At 70.8% G+C, this 18,998-nt stretch carries 16 protein-coding genes; 8 read left to right on the top strand and 8 right to left on the bottom strand.

Annotated elements, in window-relative coordinates:
- Nucleotides 1–67: 67 nt before the first annotated feature.
- Nucleotides 68–1,039, top strand: a complete 972-nt coding sequence (locus FXO23_RS34245; protein WP_158889983.1) for a quinone oxidoreductase family protein — start codon at nt 68–70, stop codon at nt 1,037–1,039.
- Nucleotides 1,040–1,276: 237 nt separating this feature from the next.
- Here FXO23_RS34245 and FXO23_RS34250 read toward each other — a convergent pair whose 3' ends face one another.
- The 3 genes from FXO23_RS34250 to FXO23_RS34260 form a co-directional block, all read right to left on the bottom strand.
- On the bottom strand, nt 1,277–1,861 hold the full coding sequence (locus FXO23_RS34250; protein ID WP_158889985.1) for an FKBP-type peptidyl-prolyl cis-trans isomerase: 585 nt from the start codon (nt 1,859–1,861) through the stop codon (nt 1,277–1,279).
- A 35-nt stretch (nt 1,862–1,896) separates the two neighbouring features.
- Complete coding sequence (locus FXO23_RS34255; RefSeq protein ID WP_158889987.1) at nt 1,897–4,203, bottom strand: ATP-binding domain-containing protein; 2,307 nt, start codon at nt 4,201–4,203, stop codon at nt 1,897–1,899.
- Between the two features lie 89 nt (nt 4,204–4,292).
- On the bottom strand, nt 4,293–5,270 hold the full coding sequence (locus tag FXO23_RS34260; protein ID WP_158889989.1) for a heme o synthase: 978 nt from the start codon (nt 5,268–5,270) through the stop codon (nt 4,293–4,295).
- 320 nt (nt 5,271–5,590) lie between these two features.
- Between FXO23_RS34260 and tkt the strand changes: the two genes are divergently transcribed.
- The 7 genes from tkt (at nt 5,591) to FXO23_RS34295 (ending at nt 15,437) form a co-directional block, all read left to right on the top strand.
- Nucleotides 5,591–7,693, top strand: coding sequence for a transketolase (gene tkt / locus FXO23_RS34265; RefSeq protein ID WP_158889991.1), 2,103 nt, complete (start codon nt 5,591–5,593; stop codon nt 7,691–7,693).
- A 43-nt stretch (nt 7,694–7,736) separates the two neighbouring features.
- Nucleotides 7,737–8,852 (top strand): transaldolase, encoded by a 1,116-nt coding sequence (gene tal, locus FXO23_RS34270; protein WP_158889993.1) that lies wholly within the window; start codon nt 7,737–7,739, stop codon nt 8,850–8,852.
- A 4-nt stretch (nt 8,853–8,856) separates the two neighbouring features.
- Complete coding sequence (locus tag FXO23_RS34275; RefSeq protein ID WP_158889995.1) at nt 8,857–10,482, top strand: glucose-6-phosphate isomerase; 1,626 nt, start codon at nt 8,857–8,859, stop codon at nt 10,480–10,482.
- A complete protein-coding gene (gene zwf, locus FXO23_RS34280; protein WP_158889997.1) occupies nt 10,479–12,008 on the top strand; it encodes a glucose-6-phosphate dehydrogenase in 1,530 nt (509 codons plus the stop codon). The genes FXO23_RS34275 and zwf overlap by 4 nt, the downstream gene beginning before the upstream one ends.
- A complete protein-coding gene (gene opcA, locus FXO23_RS34285) occupies nt 12,005–12,988 on the top strand; it encodes a glucose-6-phosphate dehydrogenase assembly protein OpcA (RefSeq protein ID WP_158889999.1) in 984 nt (327 codons plus the stop codon). The genes zwf and opcA overlap by 4 nt, the downstream gene beginning before the upstream one ends.
- A complete protein-coding gene (pgl, locus tag FXO23_RS34290; protein ID WP_158890001.1) occupies nt 12,985–13,764 on the top strand; it encodes a 6-phosphogluconolactonase in 780 nt (259 codons plus the stop codon). Before opcA ends, pgl begins: the two co-directional genes overlap by 4 nt.
- 464 nt (nt 13,765–14,228) lie before the next feature.
- Entirely contained in the window at nt 14,229–15,437 is a 1,209-nt protein-coding gene (locus tag FXO23_RS34295; protein WP_158890003.1) for a sensor histidine kinase, read from the top strand.
- A 48-nt stretch (nt 15,438–15,485) separates the two neighbouring features.
- Here the strand turns inward: FXO23_RS34295 and FXO23_RS34300 are convergent, their stop codons facing one another.
- From FXO23_RS34300 to FXO23_RS34320, 5 genes are all read right to left on the bottom strand, one after another.
- Nucleotides 15,486–16,790, bottom strand: coding sequence for a WXG100 family type VII secretion target (locus tag FXO23_RS34300; RefSeq protein WP_158890005.1), 1,305 nt, complete (start codon nt 16,788–16,790; stop codon nt 15,486–15,488).
- 5 nt (nt 16,791–16,795) lie between these two features.
- Nucleotides 16,796–17,113: a type VII secretion target gene (locus FXO23_RS34305; RefSeq protein ID WP_158890007.1), complete on the bottom strand. Its 318-nt coding sequence runs from the start codon at nt 17,111–17,113 to the stop codon at nt 16,796–16,798.
- Between the two features lie 11 nt (nt 17,114–17,124).
- Complete coding sequence (locus FXO23_RS34310) at nt 17,125–17,619, bottom strand: YbaB/EbfC family nucleoid-associated protein (protein WP_158890009.1); 495 nt, start codon at nt 17,617–17,619, stop codon at nt 17,125–17,127.
- A gap of 64 nt (nt 17,620–17,683) precedes the next feature.
- Nucleotides 17,684–18,553, bottom strand: coding sequence for a DUF6346 domain-containing protein (locus FXO23_RS34315; RefSeq protein WP_158890011.1), 870 nt, complete (start codon nt 18,551–18,553; stop codon nt 17,684–17,686).
- A 68-nt stretch (nt 18,554–18,621) separates the two neighbouring features.
- Nucleotides 18,622–18,963 carry an RNA polymerase-binding protein RbpA gene (locus FXO23_RS34320; RefSeq protein WP_158890013.1) on the bottom strand — a complete coding sequence of 114 codons (342 nt, stop codon included), beginning with the start codon at nt 18,961–18,963 and terminating at the stop codon, nt 18,622–18,624.
- Nucleotides 18,964–18,998: the final 35 nt, after the last annotated feature.

Raw genomic sequence — 18,998 nt, forward strand, 5'->3', positions numbered from 1 at the left:
GGTGGAACATCGTGTCGGCGGCCATAGTTGTACTGGCCGAGAACGTGACCCGAAGCGAGGAGGACGCATGCCCACGGCAGTGCAGGTTCGGCAGACCGGAGGCCCCGAGGTGCTCGAGGTCGCCGAGGTGGAGACCGGCGAGCCGGGCCCGCGCGAACTCCTGGTCGACGTGGCGGCCGCGGGCGTGAACTACATCGACACCTACCAGCGCGCCGGGATCTACCCGATCCCGCTGCCCCACACCCTCGGCCTGGAGGGCGCCGGGCAGATCGCCGCGGTCGGCTCGGACGTGAACGGGTTCGCCCCGGGCGACCGGGTGGCCTGGCAAGGCGTGCCCGGCAGCTACGCGCAGCGGGCGCTGGTGCCCGCCGACTCCGCGGTGCGCGTCCCGGACGGCGTATCCGATCAGCTCGCCGCCGCGCTGCCGTTGCAGGGGATCACCGCGCACTACCTGGTCGCCTCGACCTATCCGGTCCAGGAGGGCGAAACGATCCTGGTGCACGCGGCGGCCGGTGGGGTCGGGCTGCTGCTCATCCAGCTGGCGAAGGCGCGGGGCGCCCGGGTGATCGGCACGGTGTCCACCGCCGCGAAGGAGGCGCTCGCCCGCGAGGCCGGGGCCGACGAGGTGATCCGCTACGACCAGGTGGATTTCGCCGAGGCCACCCGGAAGCTCACCGGCGGCGAGGGGGTGCACGTCGTCTACGACGGGGTCGGCAAGTCCACTGTGGACGGCAGTCTGGCCAGTCTGCGCAAGCGGGGGCTGCTGGCGCTGTTCGGCGCGTCCAGCGGGCCGGTGCCGCCGATCGACCCGCAACGGCTCAACAAGGCCGGTTCGGTGTACCTGACCCGGCCGACGAGCGGCGACTACGTGCAGACCCGCGAGGAGCTGGAGTGGCGGATCGGCGAGCTGTTCGCGGCGGTGGCCGACGGCTCGCTCCAGGTGCGGATCGGCGCCACGTACCCGCTCGCCGACGCACGACAGGCCCACGAGGACCTGCAGGCCCGCAAGACGACCGGCAAGGTGCTGCTCATTCCCTGATACGACTCCGGTCCCGCGCTGAGGTGTGGCTTCGCGCCGTGCTCGTGGGATGGGCCGACCTACCGAGATGGGGAACTCGCACGCCCGGAACGGGGAACTCGCGCCTGTGGGCCCCGCCTGCCGCGCGCCGATGCGGCATTGGGGACGTTGAAGGTTCCCAATGCGGCTTTCGGGGCGTGCGTGCTTGCCCAAGCGCCGTGAGTTCCCCGTTTCGGTGGGGGAAGTCGCCGGGGGCGGTCAGCCGACCTTTACGGCGTCGACCACGAAGACCAGCGTCTCGGTCTTCAGCGGGTGGTTCGGCGCGGCGCCGTAGCCCAGGTTCGGCGGCACGACGAGCAGACGGCGGGCGCCCTGCTTGATCCCGACCAGGCCCTGGTCCCAGCCCTGGATGACCTGGCCCTGCCCGAGCGTCAGCGGGAACGGCTCACCCCGGTCGAAGGAGCTGTCCTTCTGCTGCTTGGTCGACCAGGCGACGAGCTGGTAGTTCATCTGCACCGCGGTGCCGGCCTTGGCCTCGGCGCCGGTGCCCGCCTGGAGGTCCTTGGACAGCAGCTTGGTCGGCGCCTTGCAGGTGTCCGGAATGGTGATCTCCGGCTTCTTGCCCGGGTCGCCGGTGACCTTGATGTCCTCGGCGGTGCACTCCCTGGCGTGGTTGTCCGGCTCGGCGGCCGCGCTGCTGCTCGCGGACGACGACGGCGGCGGCGTTCCCACGAGCGGAGGGCCGGTGACGGCCGGCGCGGTGGACGCCTCCTCGGAATTGGCACAGGCGCCCAGGCTCAGGGCGGCGGCCACCACGATCATGATCTTGCCAGCGTTACGCATGGCGATCACCTTATCCGGGCGCTGACCGGGAACGTTCAGGACATCCGGGACACGGGCAGCACCTCGGGGCCGGTGTGCAGGACGCCGAGGCGCTGGGTCGCCCGGGTCAGGGCGACGTAGAGGTCGTTCCACCCGCGGGCGGACTCGGCGACGATCTCGTCCGGCGAGACCAGCACCACCGCGTCGAACTCCAGGCCCTTGGCCTCCTCGACCCCGGAAACGGACAGCCGCGGATCCTCCGGCAGCGCGTCGCGGACCTCCGCCAACCGGCCTGCCGGGGTCAGCACGGCGACCGTGCCGCCGTCGACGGCGTCGAGTTCGCGTGCCACCAGCTCCCCCAGCTGGGCGGTAAGCCCGGCCGGGTCCACCCGGAGATGCCGGGGCGCGACCCCGGTTTCCCGCACCGAGGCGGGCACGCTCAGCGATGGGTCCACTTTGGCCAGTGCGTGCGCGGCCAGCTCCATGATCTCGGCCGGGGTGCGGTAGTTCACGGTCAGCTCACGCAGCCGCCACCGGTCCTCGACATACGGGCCGAGCACCTCGTGCCACGACGAAGCGCCCGCCGGGGCGCCGGTCTGGGCGACATCGCCGACCAGGGTCATCGACCGGCTCGGGCAGCGCCGCATCAGCAGCCGCCAGTCCATTGCGGACAGTTCCTGCGCCTCGTCCACGATCACGTGCCCGAACGTCCACGTCCGGTCCAGGGCGGCCCGCTGCGCCGCGGTCAGGTCGCTGCGCCGCTGCTGGCGTTCGGCCAGCAGTTCGGTGTCCAGGATGTCGCTGACCCGGAGCACCTCCTCGTCGATGATCTCCTCGTCCTGTTCGAGGATGTGCAGCACGCCCTCGGCGTAGGCCCGCTCCTCCCGTTCGCGGCGCGCCTGCTCCGCGCGGGCCTCGGTGTCGTCCTCGCCGAGCAGCTCGGCCAGTTCGTCCAGCAGCGGCACGTCCGCCGGGGTCCAGGGCGAACCCGGTTCCCGCGCCACGGCGGCCCGTTCGGCCGCGGTGAGCCGCTCCCCCGCCGCCGACTCCAGCCGCTCGGCCGAGCCCAGCAGATCGCGCAGCAGCCGCTGCGGGGTGAGCGTCGGCCACAGCGAATCGAGCGCGGCCCGCACGTTCTGGTCCGCGGCCAACTCCGCCCGGATCGCGGCGTGGTCGCGCGCGTCGAGCACCTCGGTGTCCGGCTGCTCGTCCTCCTCGAACGGGATCTCCGGCAGCCCCTCGAACACGTCGTTCTCGGTCCGCTCCGCCGACTGGTCGGTGAGCGCGTCGAGCAGCGCGTCCACGAACACCCGCCGGGCCAGGTTGTGCGGCCGCTGGGTGCGCCGGGCCTTGCCCCGGGCGTGGTCGACGGTGGCGCGGTCCAGGGTCAGCACATCCCCTTCGACGTCGATCTCGAGGACGTCGCCGGGCAGGATCTGCCGATCGGCGACCGCGTCCGCGAGCACCTCGGCCATGACCGCGCGCCCCTTGACCGCGGCCGCCGCCGCGGTGTCCGTCCCGTCCGCGGTGATCCCGGGGAACAGCCCGCCCATGGTCCGCAGCAGGACCCCGGTCTCCCCCAGCGACGGCAGGACCTGGCCGATGTACCGGAGGAAGGTCGGGTTCGGGCCGACCACCAGCACCCCGCGCGTGCTGAGCTGGCGGCGGTAGGTGTAGAGCAGGTAGGCGGCGCGGTGCAGGGCCACCGCGGTCTTCCCGGTGCCCGGACCGCCCTGGACGACCACCACGCCGTTCAGCCCGTCCCGGATGATCTCGTCCTGCTCGGACTGGATGGTGGCGACGATGTCGCTCATCTCACCGGTGCGCTTGCGCTCCAGCGCGGCCAGCAACGCCGCCTCGCCCGCGAGCCCGAGGTCGTGACCCTGGTCGGCGGCGTGCAGATCGAGGATCTCGTCGTCCACACCGACCACGCGGCGGCTGAGCGTGCGGATGTGCCGCCGCCGGCGCACCCCGTCCGGCGACGCGGCGGTGGCCAGGTAGAACGGCCGCGCGACCGGGGCGCGCCAGTCGATCAGCAGCGGGTGGTAGTCGCGCTCCTCGTCGAACAGGCCGAGGCGCCCGATGTAGGCGGTCTCACCGGCGTGGAAGTCGAGGCGGCCGAAGCACAGTCCCTGTTCGACCGAACTCAACTGGGCGAGCCGCTCGGAGTACATCGTGGTCGACACGTCCCGCTCGGTACGGGCCTGCGGCGTGCCCCCGGTCTCGGCGAGCGTCGCGGTCAGCCGCCGCTGCGCGTCCTCGCGTTCGGCGTCGAGCTTGCGGTACAGCGCCGAGACATAGTCCTGCTCGGCGGCGATCTCGGTGGTGGTGTCGGGTTCCCGGTCTCTGGAAGCCACGGACAATCAGGGCCTGCCTTCGCTTCGGGGGAGATTCCTGCTTCTCAACGACCGGAACCGCGGAGTGATTCCCGCCGAGCGAAGAAAAGTGCCCGTCAGAAGGGCAGGCCGAGCGTCGGCAGCCCGATCGCCGAGTCGACCGCGAGCGCGCAGAACACGATCATCAGGTAGGTGTTCGACCGGTGGAACAACGCCATGGGCTTGGTCTCCGCCCCGGCGCGCACGGAGGCGTAGAGCCGGTGCGCGTAGAACAGGAACCAGGCGCCCGCCAGCGCGGCGAACGAGGCGTACAGCCAGCTCGTCGCGGGCAGCAGGAGCAGCGTCCAGCCGACCATCACCCACGAGTAGATGACGATCTGCTTGGCGACGTGCTGCGGCGGCGCGACCACCGGCAGCATCGGCACCCCGGCGCGCTCGTAGTCCTCGCGGTACTTCATCGCCAGCGCCCAGGTGTGCGGCGGGGTCCAGAAGAAGATCACCCCGAACATCACGAACGCGGGCCACTCCACGGTCCCGGAGACCGCGGCCCAGCCGATCACCACCGGCATGCACCCGGCCGCGCCGCCCCACACCACGTTCTGCGCGGTCCGGCGCTTGAGCAGCAGCGTGTACACGAAGATGTAGAACAGGATCGTCGCGATCGCGAGCACCGCGGCGAGCAGGTTCACGGTGAGGTAGAGCACGGCGAACGACGCGACGCCGAGCGCCAGCCCGAAGATCAGCGCGCCGCGGCGCGGCACCGAGTCGCGCACCAGCGGCCGCCGCTTGGTGCGCTTCATCACCTTGTCGATGTCCGCGTCGATCACGCAGTTCAACGCGTTGGCACTGCCGGCCGCCATGGTGCCGCCGACCAGGGTCGCGAGCACCAGCCACGGCGACGGGATGGTCCGCCCGGCGAGGAACATCGCGGGGATCGTGGTCACCAGCAGCAATTCGATGACCCGCGGCTTCGCGAGCGCGGCATAGGCGCCGACCACCTGGCGGAAGCTTCGCCGTCCGTGCGGTCGCTCGCCGGTTGGATGCACGGCGCTGGTGCTGTCACTGCGGCCGTGCGCAGCGTTCACCAACGACATTTCACTCCCTGCGTCAGATCGGGGGGCGCAGGCTCCCGGCGGTTTGTGGTGGAACCCCAGCACGGGTCGGGATTGACGCCCGCTCCGAATGTTAGACGCGGTGTTACGTCGAGATGATCGCGGGTACCCGCGTGTCGGGGGACGTGGCCGGTGAAACCCCAACCATTAGGCTGGCGCGCGTCGGCTCGTCGGTAACCGTGCGCACGGCCCGGAGCAGGAATATCTTGTCTTCGGGATCGATTGAGACAAGTGCGGGCGCGCCCAGCGGCTCGACGGAGCCAAGTGTCAGCAACAACCTTCAGGACGGGGAGTTCGAGTCAGTGTCCGAAATCGCCTCTACCAGCGAGAACAACCCTCTAACCCGGCGTAACGTGCCCGGCGACTGGACCGACCTGGACACCCGCGCGGTGGATACCGTCCGCGTCCTCGCCGCCGACGCCGTGGAGAACTGTGGCAGTGGCCACCCCGGCACCGCGATGAGCCTCGCCCCGACGGCCTACTCGCTCTTCCAGCGGATCATGCGCCACGACCCCGCCGACCCGGAGTGGCCGGCGCGCGACCGGTTCATCCTGTCCGCCGGGCACAGCAGCCTGACCCTGTACATCCAGCTCTACCTCGCCGGGTACGGCCTCGAGCTGGAGGACCTCAAGCAGCTGCGCAAGTGGGACTCGAAGACCCCGGGCCACCCGGAGTACCGGCACACCCCCGGGGTGGAGACCACCACCGGGCCGCTCGGCCAGGGCCTGGCGAACGCGGTCGGCATGGCCATGGCCGCCCGCCGCGAGCGCGGCCTGCTCGACCCGGACGCCCCGGCGGGCGAGAGCATCTTCGACCACTTCATCTACGTGATCGCCTCCGACGGGGACATCGAGGAGGGCGTCACCTCCGAGGCCTCCTCCATCGCGGGCCGCCAGGAACTCGGCAACCTCGTGGTCATCTACGACGACAACAAGATCTCCATCGAGGACGACACGAACATCGCGCTGTCCGAGGACACCGCCAAGCGCTACGAGGCCTACGGCTGGCACGTCCAGGTCGTCGAGGGCGGTGAGGACGTGGTCGCCCTCGAGGAGGCCATCAAGGCCGCCAAGGCGGAGACCCAGCGCCCGTCCTTCATCCTGCTGCGCACGGTGATCGGCTACCCGGCGCCGAACAAGATGAACACCGGCAAGGCGCACGGCGCCGCGCTGGGCGCCGACGAGGTCGCCGCGGTCAAGAAGATCCTGAACTTCGACCCGGAAAAGGACTTCCAGGTCGAGGACGAGGTCATCGAGCACGCCCGCAAGGCCCTGGAGCGCGGCAAGAAGGCGCACGCCGAATGGCAGGAGAAGTTCGACGCGTGGGGCGCCGCGAACCCGGAGCGCAAGGCGCTGGCCGACCGGCTGCGCACCCGCTCCCTGCCCGAGGGCTGGGCGGACAACCTACCGACCTGGGAGCCGGACGCCAAGGGCGTCGCGACCCGGAAGGCCTCCGGCGCGGTGCTCAACGCGATCGGCGACGCGCTGCCCGAACTGTGGGGCGGTTCGGCCGACCTCGCGGAGAGCAACAACACCACCATCTCCGGCGCCGACTCGTTCGGTCCGGAGAAGGCGTCCACGGACATGTGGAGCGCCAACCCGTACGGCCGCACGCTGCACTTCGGCGTCCGCGAGCACGCCATGGGCTCGATCCTCAACGGGATCGCGCTGCACGGCGGCACCCGGCCCTACGGCGCCACGTTCCTGATCTTCAGCGACTACATGCGCCCGCCGGTCCGGCTCGCCGCGCTGATGAAGGCGCCGGTCCTCTACGTGTGGACGCACGACTCGATCGGGCTCGGTGAGGACGGCCCGACGCACCAGCCGATCGAGCAGCTCGCCTCGCTGCGGGCGATCCCCGGCCTGAACGTGGTCCGCCCGGCCGACGCCAACGAGACCGCCGCGGCCTGGAAGGCGGCGCTGGAGGACATCCACCACCCGTCCGGCCTGGCGCTCACCCGGCAGAACGTGCCGGTGCTGGAGGGCACCAGCGCCGAGGGCGTGGCCAAGGGCGGGTACGTGCTCGCCGAGGCGTCCAACGGCACGCCCGAGGTGGTGCTGATCGCCACCGGTTCCGAGGTGCAGCTGGCCGTCGAGGCCCGCAAGACCCTGGAGGCCGACGGCATTCCGGCCAGCGTGGTGTCGATGCCGTGCGTCGAGTGGTTCGACCAGCAGGACCAGTCCTACCGGGACGCGGTCATCCCGCCGACCGTCAAGGCCCGGGTCGCGGTCGAGGCGGGCATCGCGCAGCCCTGGTACCGCTTCGTCGGCGACGCCGGGGAGACCGTGTCGATCGAGCACTTCGGCGCCTCGGCCGACTACCAGACCCTCTTCCGCGAGTTCGGGTTCACCGCCGACGCCGTGGTCGACGCCGCGCGCCGCTCGCTCAAGAAGGCAGGAAAGTAACTCCACACCGACTCGCAACCGTCTCGAAGGGGATGAGGAAGTCATGAGCAGCAACGATCGCCTGGGCCAGCTTTCCGAAGCGGGCGTGTCGATCTGGCTCGACGACCTGTCGAGGGAGCGTCTCACCTCCGGCAATCTCGCCGAGCTCATCCGCGACAAGCACGTCGTGGGTGTGACCACCAACCCGACCATCTTCGCCAACGCACTGTCCAAAGGGGACGCTTACGACGAGCAGGTCCGGGAGCTGGCCGCGCGCGGCGCGGGCCTGGACGCCGCGGTGCGCGAGCTGACCACCACCGACGTGCGCAACGCCGCGGACCTGTTCCGGGACGTCTACACCGCGACGAACGGGGTGGACGGCCGGGTGTCCATCGAGGTGGACCCGCGGCTGGCCAAGGACTCCGACAAGACCGTGGCCGAGGCGCAGGACCTCTGGAAGACCGTGGACCGGCCGAACATCCTGGTGAAGATCCCGGCCACCGAGGAAGGTCTGCCCGCGATCACCAAGACGCTCGGCGAAGGCATCAGCGTGAACGTGACGCTGATCTTCTCGGTGGAGCGGTACAAGGCGGTCATCGACGCGTTCTTCGCCGGACTGGAGCAGGCCAAGGCCAACGGCCACGACCTGCGCGGCATCCACTCGGTGGCCTCGTTCTTCGTGTCCCGGGTGGACACCGAGATCGACAAGCGGCTGGACGCGATCGGCACCGACGAGGCCAAGGCGCTGCGCGGCCAGGCGGCGATCGCCAACGCCCGGCTCGCCTACGCCGCGTTCGAGGAACGCTTCGCGACCGATCGCTGGCAGGCGCTGGCCGCCGAGGGCGCCAACGCGCAGCGTCCGCTGTGGGCCTCGACCGGGGTGAAGAACCCGGACTACTCGCCGACGCTGTACGTCGACCAGCTCGTGGTGCGCGACACCGTGAACACCATGCCGGAGAAGACCCTGGACGCGGTCGCCGAGCACGCCCGGATCGAGGGCGACCAGGTCTCCGGCACCGGCGAGCAGGCCAAGGCCGTGTTCGACGAGCTGGCCGCGGCCGGCGTCGATCTGGCCGACGTCTACCTGCTGCTGGAGAACGAGGGCGTCGAGAAGTTCGAGAAGTCCTGGGAAGAGCTCCTGGCGACCGTCACCGGCCAGCTCGAGAAGGCGAAGGGCTGAATCGATGGCGGCGGAAGCGCAGGCGGCCGAAACGGCCGTCGAGATCGTCGACGGCGAACTACGCGGCAAGGCGGCGCCCCTGGTCGACAAGCTGGTCGCCGACCAGGTCGCGTCGAAGCTGACCGCGCAGGACGCCACCCTGTGGGGCGCCGAGGCCGAGTCCGAGGCGTCGATCCGGTTGTCCTGGACGACGTTGCACAAATCGTCCCGGCCGCTGATCGGTGAGATCGAGGCGCTGCGCACGGAACTGCGCGGCGAGGGCGTCGATCGGGTCGTGCTGGCCGGGATGGGCGGCTCGTCGCTCGCACCGGAGGTGATCACCGGTACCGAAGGCGTCGCGCTGACCGTGCTGGACACCACCGACCCGGGCCAGGTCGCCGACGCGCTCGCCGGCGACCTGCAGCGGACCGTGCTCGTCGTGTCGTCCAAATCCGGCGGCACGGTCGAGACCGACAGCCACCGGCGGATCTTCGCCAAGGCGTTCGCCGACTCCGGGATCGACGCGGCGAGGCGGATCGTGGTGGTCACCGACCCCGGTTCGCCGCTGTCCGAACTGGCCGAATCCGAGGGCTACCGCAAGGTGTTCCTCGCCGATCCGCACGTCGGCGGGCGCTACTCGGCGCTGACCGCGTTCGGCCTGGTTCCGGCGGGTCTCGCCGGGGCCGACGTGGCGCGGCTGCTCGACCAGGCCGCCGGGGTCGCCGACACGCTGGCCGCCGACAGCGCGGACAATCCCGCGCTGCGACTGGCCGCGGCGCTCGGGGCCGCGCACGCCGACGGCGCCGAGAAGGTCGTGCTCGCCGACACGGGCTCGGGCATCACCGGATTCGCCGACTGGGTCGAGCAGCTGATCGCCGAGTCGACCGGGAAACTTGGCACCGGACTGCTGCCGGTCGCGGTGGACGGTCCGGCCGCGCCCGGGTTCGCCGACGCCGGAGCCGATGCGACCCCGGTGGCCGTGGGCCCGGCTTCGGGCACCGCCAAGGTCTCGGTGACCGGGCCGCTGGGCGCGCAGTTCCTGTTGTGGGAGTACGCGATCGCGGTCGCCGGCCGGTTGCTCGGAATCAACCCGTTCGACCAGCCGGACGTGGAGGCGGCGAAGAAGGCCGCCCGATCCCTGCTGGACAAACCGGCGGGCTCCGGCGACGACCAAGCTCCATCCTTTGTGGACGGACCGGTCGAGGTGTACGGGCTGGACGGCTCGTCGCTCGCCGAGGCGCTGCGGAGTTTCCTCGGCGCCGCTTCGGATCCGGCGGGCCAGTACGTCGCGGTGCAGGCGTACCTGGACCGGCTCGACGACGCGTCGGCGAGCCTGCTGCGGGCCGAGATCGCCAAGCGCGCGGGTGTGCAGACCACGTTCGGCTGGGGCCCGCGGTTCCTGCACTCGACCGGCCAGTACCACAAGGGCGGGCACGAGAACGGGAATTTCCTGCAGCTCACCGGATCGGTGGAAACGGACCTCGAGGTGCCCGACCGGCCCTACACTCTGGGCACGTTGCAACTGGCCCAGGCGCTCGGCGACGGTCAGGTGCTGGCCGGACACGGGCGACCGGTGGTGCGGCTGCACTTCACCGACCGGGCGGCGGGCCTGGCCCACCTGATCAAGGCTCTACAGGAGGCCTTCGAGTGAATCGCTCGTGGCACAACCCGTTGCGGGATCCGCGTGACAAGCGGTTGCCGAGGATCGCCGGGCCGTCCAGCCTGGTGATCTTCGGCGTCACCGGGGACCTGTCCCGCAAGAAGCTGATGCCGGCGATCTACGACCTCGCGCACCGCGGCCTGCTGCCCGCGGGTTTCTCGCTGGTCGGCTTCGCCCGCCGGGACTGGGAGGACCAGGATTTCGGCGAGCTCGTGCACGATTCGGTCGCCGAGCACGCGCGCACCCCGTTCCGGGAGTCGGTGTGGAACCGGCTCGCCGAGGGGATCCGGTTCGTCCAGGGCACCTTCGACGACGACGACGCCTTCGACCGGCTCGCCGAAACGGTCCGCACCCTGGACGAGGAGCGCGGCACCGGCGGCAACACGGCGTTCTACCTGTCGATCCCGCCGGGCGCGTTCCCGGTGGTGACCAAGCAGCTGGCGCGGTCCGGGCTGGCCCAGTCCAGTGAGGACGTCTGGCGCCGGGTCGTGATCGAGAAGCCGTTCGGCCACGATCTGCGCAGCGCCAAGGAACTCAACGCGATCGTCAACGACGTCTTCCCCGAGGAGTCGGTGTTCCGCATCGACCACTACCTCGGCAAGGAGACCGTCCAGAACATCCTCGCCCTGCGTTTCGCGAACCAGCTGTTCGAGCCGATCTGGAACGCCAACTACGTCGACCACGTGCAGATCACCATGGCCGAGGACATCGGCCTCGGCGGCCGCGCGGGGTACTACGACGGCATCGGCGCGGCGCGGGACGTCATCCAGAACCACCTGTTGCAGTTGCTCGCCTTCACCGCGATGGAGGAGCCGCTTTCCTTCGAGCCCAAGCAGTTGCGGGCGGAGAAGGTCAAGGTGCTGGCGGCGACCAAACCGGCCGGGCCGTTCGACGAGACCACCGCGCGCGGGCAGTACGCCGGCGGCTGGCAGGGCGGCAAGAAGGTGCCGGGCCTGTTGCAGGAGGAGGGTTTCGCCAAGGACTCCACCACGGAGACCTACGCGGCGGTGACCCTGGAGGTGCAGAACCGGCGCTGGGCCGGGGTGCCGTTCTACCTGCGCACCGGCAAGCGGCTCGGGCGCCGGGTCACCGAGGTCGCGGTGGTCTTCAAACGCGCGCCGCACCTGCCCTTCGACTCCACGGCGACCGAGGAGCTCGGGCAGAACGCGCTGGTGATCCGGGTGCAGCCGGACGAGGGCGTGACCCTGCGCTTCGGCTCCAAGGTGCCCGGCAACACCATGGAGGTCCGGGACGTCACGATGGACTTCGGTTACGGCCACGCGTTCACCGAGTCCTCGCCGGAGGCCTACGAACGGCTGATCCTGGACGTGCTGCTCGGCGAGCCCTCGCTGTTCCCGGTGAACGAGGAAGTCGAACTCTCCTGGGAGATCCTGGACCCGATCCTCGAGCACTGGGCCAAGCGGGGCGCCCCGGAGTCCTACGCCCCAGGCACCTGGGGACCACCGTCCGCCGACGAGATGCTGGCCCGCAGTGGACGTAAGTGGAGGCGACCTTGATCATCGACCTGCCCTCGACCACGACTTCGCAGGTCAACCAGAAGCTGGTCGAACTGCGTGAGCGGGGCGGCCAGGTCGCCCTCGGCCGGGTGCTGACCCTGGTCATCGCCGCGGAGGACGACGAGCGGCTCGAGGAGGCGATCGACGCGGCCAACGAGGCCAGCCGGGAGCATCCGTCGCGGGTGATCGTGGTGGCCAAGGGCGCGCGTACCGCGGCGCCCCGCATCGACGGCCAGATCCGCGTCGGCGGGGACGCGGGCGCCAGCGAGGTGATCGTGCTGCGCCTGTACGGCCCGCTCGCCGCGCAGGGGCAGAGCGCCGTGGTTCCCCTGCTGCTGCCGGACGCGCCGATCGTGACCTGGTGGCCGGGCACCGGCCCGAAGGACCCCGCCAAGGACCCGCTGGGCCAGCTCGCCCAGCGCCGGATCACCGACTCGGCGGCGGAGCGGAACCCGATAAGAGCGCTGACCACACGTTCGAAGTCGTACGCCGACGGCGACTCCGACCTGGCCTGGACGCGGCTGACGAACTGGCGGGCCCAGCTCGTCTCGGCGCTCGACCTGCCGCCCTACGAGAAGGTCAACGGGGCGACGGTGACCGGTGAAGCCGATTCGCCGTCCACCGAACTGCTGGCCGGTTGGCTGGCCGCGTACCTGAAGGTGCCGGTGAAGCGGGTGAAGAGCTCGAGCGCGCAGGGCATCATCTCGGTGTCGCTGGAACGCCGCTCCGGCGCGATCGAACTGCGCCGCCCGGACGGCCGGGTCGGCACGCTGACCCAGCCGGGGCAGCCCACCCGCCGGATCGCCCTGCAGCGGCGCGACAACAAGGACTGCCTGGTGGAGGAACTGCGGCGCCTGGACCCGGACGAGATCTACGAGGCCGCGCTGGGCGGGCTGGCCAAACTGTCCGCCGGGACCGCGCGCAAGACGTCCGCGGCGGCCAAGTCCCGCGCCAAGAAGCCCGCGAAGAGCGCCTCATGACCAAGACCGAGGTGGTCGTCTACGCGAACGCGGACCTGCTCGCCGCGGCGGCCGCGGCCCGGCTGGTGACCAGGCTGGTGGACGTGCAGGCGGCCAAGGGGTCCGCGTCGCTGGTGCTCACCGGCGGCGGCACCGGCATCGCGATGCTCGAGCAGCTGCGCCAATCCCCCGCGCGCGACGCGGTCGACTGGTCGCGGCTGGACGTGTACTGGGGTGACGAGCGGTTCGTGCCCGCGGATTCCGACGAGCGCAACGAGAAGCAGGCCCGCGAAGCGCTGCTCGACCACGTGCCCGTCGATCCGGCGCGGGTGCACGCGATGGCCGCGTCGGACGGCGAGTTCGGCGACGATCCGGACGCGGCCGCCGCGGCGTACGCCCGGGTGCTCGCGGCCAACGCGCTGCCCGAGGACCACGGGGACGTGCCGACGTTCGACATCACCCTGCTCGGCCTGGGCGGGGAGGGGCACACGGCTTCGGTGTTCCCGGAGTCGCCCGCGGTCTACGAGCAGGAGCGGACCGTGGTGGCGGTCCGCAACTGCCCGAAGCCGCCGCCGACCCGCGTCTCGCTCACCCTGCCCACGATCCGGCGTTCGCACGACGTCTGGCTGATGACCGCCGGCGAGGCGAAGGCGGACGCGGTGGCCCTGGCGCTCGCCGGCGCCGGAGAGGTCCAGCTCCCGGTGGCCGGGGCCCGCGGGCAGCGCCGCACGCTGTGGCTGCTGGACCGCACCTCGGCGAGCAAGCTCTCGAAGGTCTACCAGCCGCCTACCGCATAACCCGCACGACGACCACCGCGGCCCCGGGACGTTTTCACGCCCGGGGCCGCGGTGCGTTCCCAGGCCGCGTTGAGCCGTCCGCCGAGTTTGCGGACACTTGCACCCCGTCCCGCGGCCGCTCCCCCGTGCATCCCCTGGGGACGAGTGGCGGAAACACGACTTTCCGGCCATTTCGCATCCGGGTGTCGCGTCGGAAACCGGGCATCCGGACACGCTCTGTCGCCATCCGAGGTTCATCGAACGGCAGAGAGTCATCAATCCGCAAGTTATTCACGTATGCGTACGCCTGTCACCCGATTGGGTGTATCCGTAACAGCATCGCGGCACTTCAATGACACAGCGTAAAACTAACGCGCGTCACACACGGCCGCGTTAGCACCTGCACATTTGTTCGTTCCTGCGCGTCCCGATCGGACCGCGAGCACATCTCTCCACCAAGTCCACAAGACGAGTGAGGTCCAGCGATGAGCACAGAGGGACTCTCCATACCCGGAATCTCGGTCGGCGGCCCGGGCGCGGGGGCAGCCGGTCGAGCGCGCCACCCTGCCCCTGCGAAGGCGCACCCGTTCCAGCTTCTGAGAAACAAGGCGATGGCGTCCCTGGCCGTGGACGCCGTCGCGATCGCGCTCGCCGTTCTCGACGTGTGGCTCGTCATCCCGAAGGAGGCGCAGACCTACCAGGTCGTGCTCTCCGCGATGGCCTGCGTCGCCCTGGCCGCCCGCCGGTGGGCCCCCTTCCTCGTGGTGGTGGCCACCTTCCCGGGCTTCCTGACCGGCTGGTCCCAGCTCGCCGCGATGATCGCGCTCGGCATGCTCGCCACCAAGAAGCAGATGCACTGGCAGACCTGGGTCGCCGCCGGGCTGGTCTGGGTGTGCCGGTTCGTCCAGTGGCCGCTCAACGAGTTCGCCCAGATGAGCTGGCGCGAGCACGTGCTCGACGCGATCTACGGCGTCCTCGTCGCCGGGATGCCGGTGGCCATCGCCCTGCTGATCGGCGCCCGCGCCGAACTCTCCAAGCGGCTCGCCGAACTGGCCGCGAGCCGGGACCGCGAGCAGAAGTTGCACGCCGACGCCGTCCGCGCCGAGGAACGGGCCCGCCTGGCCCGGGAGATGCACGACGTGGTGTCCCACGACATCACCCTGATCGCCATGCAGGCCGGCATCCTCGCCGCCACCGAGAGCAGGGCCGACGCGCAGCAGACCGCGCAAATCATCCGGCAACTGAGCACGCGAACCCTGGAAGAACTGCGGTCACTCGTTGGTGTGTTGCGCTCCGGATCGGGTGATGACGGTCCGCAACCGGGCATCGAGGAACTGGCCCAGCTCATCCGGGATTGCGAGGTGCCGGTCAACCTGACCGTGGAGAGCATCCCGGACACCCTGCCCAGCAAGGTCTCCACGGCGGCCTACCGGACCGTCCAGGAATGCCTGACCAACGTGTTCAAGCACGCCCCGGGCGCGCGGGCGACCGTACGCGTGCTCGGCGAGGGCGACGCCCTGCGCGTGGAGGTCCGCAACGACCAGGCGAGCCAGCCGGCGACCCGGCTGCCGTCGGGCGGCCACGGCCTCACCGGCCTCGCCGAACGCGCTCGCCTGCTCGGTGGAAGCTTCGAAACCACCCCGACCGAGGACGGTGGCTTCCACGTGCGCGCCCGGTACCCCGTCCAGGTCTGAGCAACCGGCTCGGCACGCCCCGCCGATCCGGGGCGTGCCGATCGACTCCTAGCGCGGAGTGCCCTCGACCGGTGGCTGCCGCCGGTCGTACCAGCCGTCCTTGCCGTGCTCCCCGGTGTGGACGCCGTGATAGGTGTAGCCGTCGTACTGGTCGTACTTGGCCCCGGCGTTGCCTTCGGCGATGTCCTCGGCGTCGTTCTGCTCGTGCGTCTGCGGCTCGTAGGCGATGCCGCGCGCCGCGATGCCGATCGGGTTCGGCTTGACGCCGTCGTTGACCAGCCCGACCTTCTCGCCGAAGTCGCGGAACCTCCCGTCCGGCAGCGGGCCCTTGCGGATCTTGTCGCCGACGTTCTTGCCGATGTCGCCCGCGTTGTCGATCAGGTCGCGGCCGCGTGCGGCGCGGTCGGCTCCCTTGGCGCCGACCCGGCTCGCGTACCCGGCGACGTCGTCGGCCGCGCCGGTGATGGTGTCGGCGCCCTTGCCGATCCCCTTGCCCAGATCGTCGACCTTGGCCGCGACCTTCCCGAGGTCGCCGCCCGCAGAGGCGATCTTGGTGCCCGCGCCCGGCGCGACCTTGCCGACGGCGCCGCCCGCCTTGCCCAGTTTGGCGCCGATCTTCGCGCCGACGCTCGCGATGTCCTCGAGCACCTTGGCCAGATGCGCCCCGGCCTTGCCCAGTTTGGCGAGCAGTTTGGCGATCTTCGCGCTGATCTCGGCGACCTTCATGCCGATCCGGCCGACCGCGTAGGTGAGGTACCCGGCCACCGTGGCGCCGAACGAGATCACCGAGGTCGCGAGCGCGGCGAGCGCACCCTTGATCAACTCGGCGACGACCGCGGCGATGATGTCGCGGATGAGCGATCGGCAGGTGGCCACCATCGTGCCCGCGGTGGACACCACGGCCGCCGCGCTGCCCGCGCTGACCGACAGCGCCCGGACGCCGTCGGTCATCTCCTTCGCGGTCTGGTCGTAGGACTCGCGCGCGTCCCCGGTCCAGCTCGGCAGGTCCCGCTGGACCAGGCCGGGCACCTCCTTGGCCAGCGCGTCGAGTTCCTTCCGCACCTCGGTCCACGCGTCGGCCCCGGCCTGGATCGCCGACGGGTCACCGGCCACCTTGTTCAGCAGGTCGGTGAGCGGGTGGAAGTGTTCGATCAGCCAGCCGACGCCCGCCGAGAGCGCGGCGCCGACCGGGTCGACCGCGACGGCGAGACCGTCCAGGGCGAGCACCCCGGCGCTGGCCGCGAACTCGCCCCAGTCCTCGTCCTGGATCGCGGCCGCGGTGGCCCGCACGGTGTCGACGACACCCGCGCCGCTGGTCGCCGTCCGGTTTTCGGCACTGTCCAGATCGGTCATCGAACTCACGCCTCCCGCACGACTTTGAACGGCGATTCGTGGGCTCTTTCGGTGCCGTGGTAAAGGTCCCCGGCACCGCGCACCACCGCGGCCAGATCCCGGATGTCCTCGGCGAAATCGGCGATCTGCCGCGCCGATTCGTGGGAGACGCGGTTGGCGTCCCCGGCGAAGAGCTGGCCGACGATGCCGAAGGTCTCGATGCCGAACTGCATCGCACCGCCCTTGCCACCGGCGCCCTTGACCCGATCCGCGACGCCGTTCAGCGTCCCGCCGTGGGTCCTCAGCTCCTCGGGTTTGACCGTGTAACCCTGCCCGTCCGGCATGGTTCCTCCTTTCAGAATCCGCGCTGCAGGAACGTCTGCGGCGGCTGCTCGTCATCGTCGGAGTCCACCGGTCGCGGTCGGCGAGGCCGCGCGGGCGCCGATGCGGGGCGCAGGAAGCTCGTTCCGGTTTCCTCTTCGGGTTCCGGGAGTTTCGGCATCTCGTCTTCGGCCTGCGGCAGCTGGCTGCGCAGGAACTCCACGCCGGTCTCCCCCGCGAACGGCTGGACGATCTCCACCGCACGCCGGGCGGCGGCCGTCTGGGCCTGGTTCGCGAGGTCCATGATCGCGGCCGACAGTTCGTTCGCGGACCTGCTCATGGCGCGCTGGTTGATCGACAGGTTCCGCAACGCGCCGTTCGCGCCGACGGTGACCGTGATGGCCCGATCGGCCGAGGAAGCCGTTTCCAGGAGCGCCCCGAGTTCGTCCTGGGCCTGCCGCGACTGCTCGATCATCCGCTGCCCGGTCCGCTGCAGATCCGCCAGCCAGTCTGGCGCCGGTTGTGTCATGCAAATGCTCCTTGGTTCGCTGTGTCCTCCTCAGACACGGCGAACCAGGAACCGGTTCCGCCCCTTACGAATCCTTGAGACGCAGGCGAAACCAGACGACGAGCAGGCGCACGGCGACGGCCACCAGGGTCACCGGCAACGCGAGGCGGATCGCCACCACGGCCGGATCCGCGGTCGCCGAACCCAGCAATCCGAGCACCCCGGGCAAGGCGAGCAGCACGAGGACCACCGCGGCGATCGGCCGGGCGGGACCGCTCGATTCGTCCGGTACCGGCGGCCAGCCCTTGACTTGGCGATACCGGGCGAGCACGAGCCCGGTCAGCAATACGACGTGCCCGAGCAGCACGACGACCAGGGGCGGCCAGACCAGTGGTCCCCAGGACGAAAGCCCGGCAACCGGCGGATGGACCGGGAATCCCAGCGCTCCGGTGACGATGAGCCAGTATCCGGTCGCCATCCCCAGCGCGGGCCGCGGCCGCACGCGGGCCCGGGCGCGGCGCTCGGCGCGTTCCCCCGGCGATCGGCGGCGGATCCAGAACGGGAAGAACGCCGCGACTCCGCCGACCGAGACCAGCAGCGACCAGGCGAGTGCGCGATAGCGCGATGGTGTGTCGAGTTCGGCGACCGGGCGGCCGAGCCCGGACTTGTCCCGGTCGAACCGCTCGACCACCGGGAACTCGCGGCCCCGGTCACCGGGGCCGAGGTCCGCCGTGTCGAACGACCGCTGCTCGACGAGCCCGTCCGACCAGTGCACGGTGGTCGCGCAGGCGTGCTCGTACGGCAAGCCGAGCACGCCGACGGCATGACAGTCCTGGATGATCGCGGTGCCCGGCCGGCCGGTGAGACCGGTGTCGGTCAACTGTCCGCTTCCCCCCGCGGCGAAGAGGAAGTCGAGTACGAGCAGGAGCAAGCCCGCCCGCACGACCCCCTGCACCAGCAGCTGCGTGACCAGCGACCGGCGGGACGCGCGTCCATCCGGTGTGTCCCCTGAGGTCAGGGAACTCAGATCTCCCGACGTTGCCGCAGCCGCTCCAGGGCCTCGGCGAGGATGGCCTCACCGTCGGCGTCGCTGCGCCGCTCCTTCACATAGGCCAGGTGCGTCTTGTACGGCTCGGTGCGAGGCGCGGCAGGTGGGTTCTGCTCGTCCTGGCCACCGGGGAGCCCGCACCGCGGGCAATCCCACTCTTCGGGAATCTCCGCGTCCATCGCGAACGACGGCCGCGCTTCGTGCCCATTGGCACACCAGTAGGAAATCCGTCGCCGAGGCGCGGACTCGCCACGCTCCGATTCGCCCGACGGACCGGCACCGACCCGGGTGCCTCGAATCGCATTACCGCCAACCATGAATCCTCACAGTTATGTGGAATCGGCGGCGCACC

The sequence above is a fragment of the Amycolatopsis anabasis genome, from assembly GCF_009765355.1.
Lineage (GTDB): Bacteria > Actinomycetota > Actinomycetes > Mycobacteriales > Pseudonocardiaceae > Amycolatopsis > Amycolatopsis anabasis.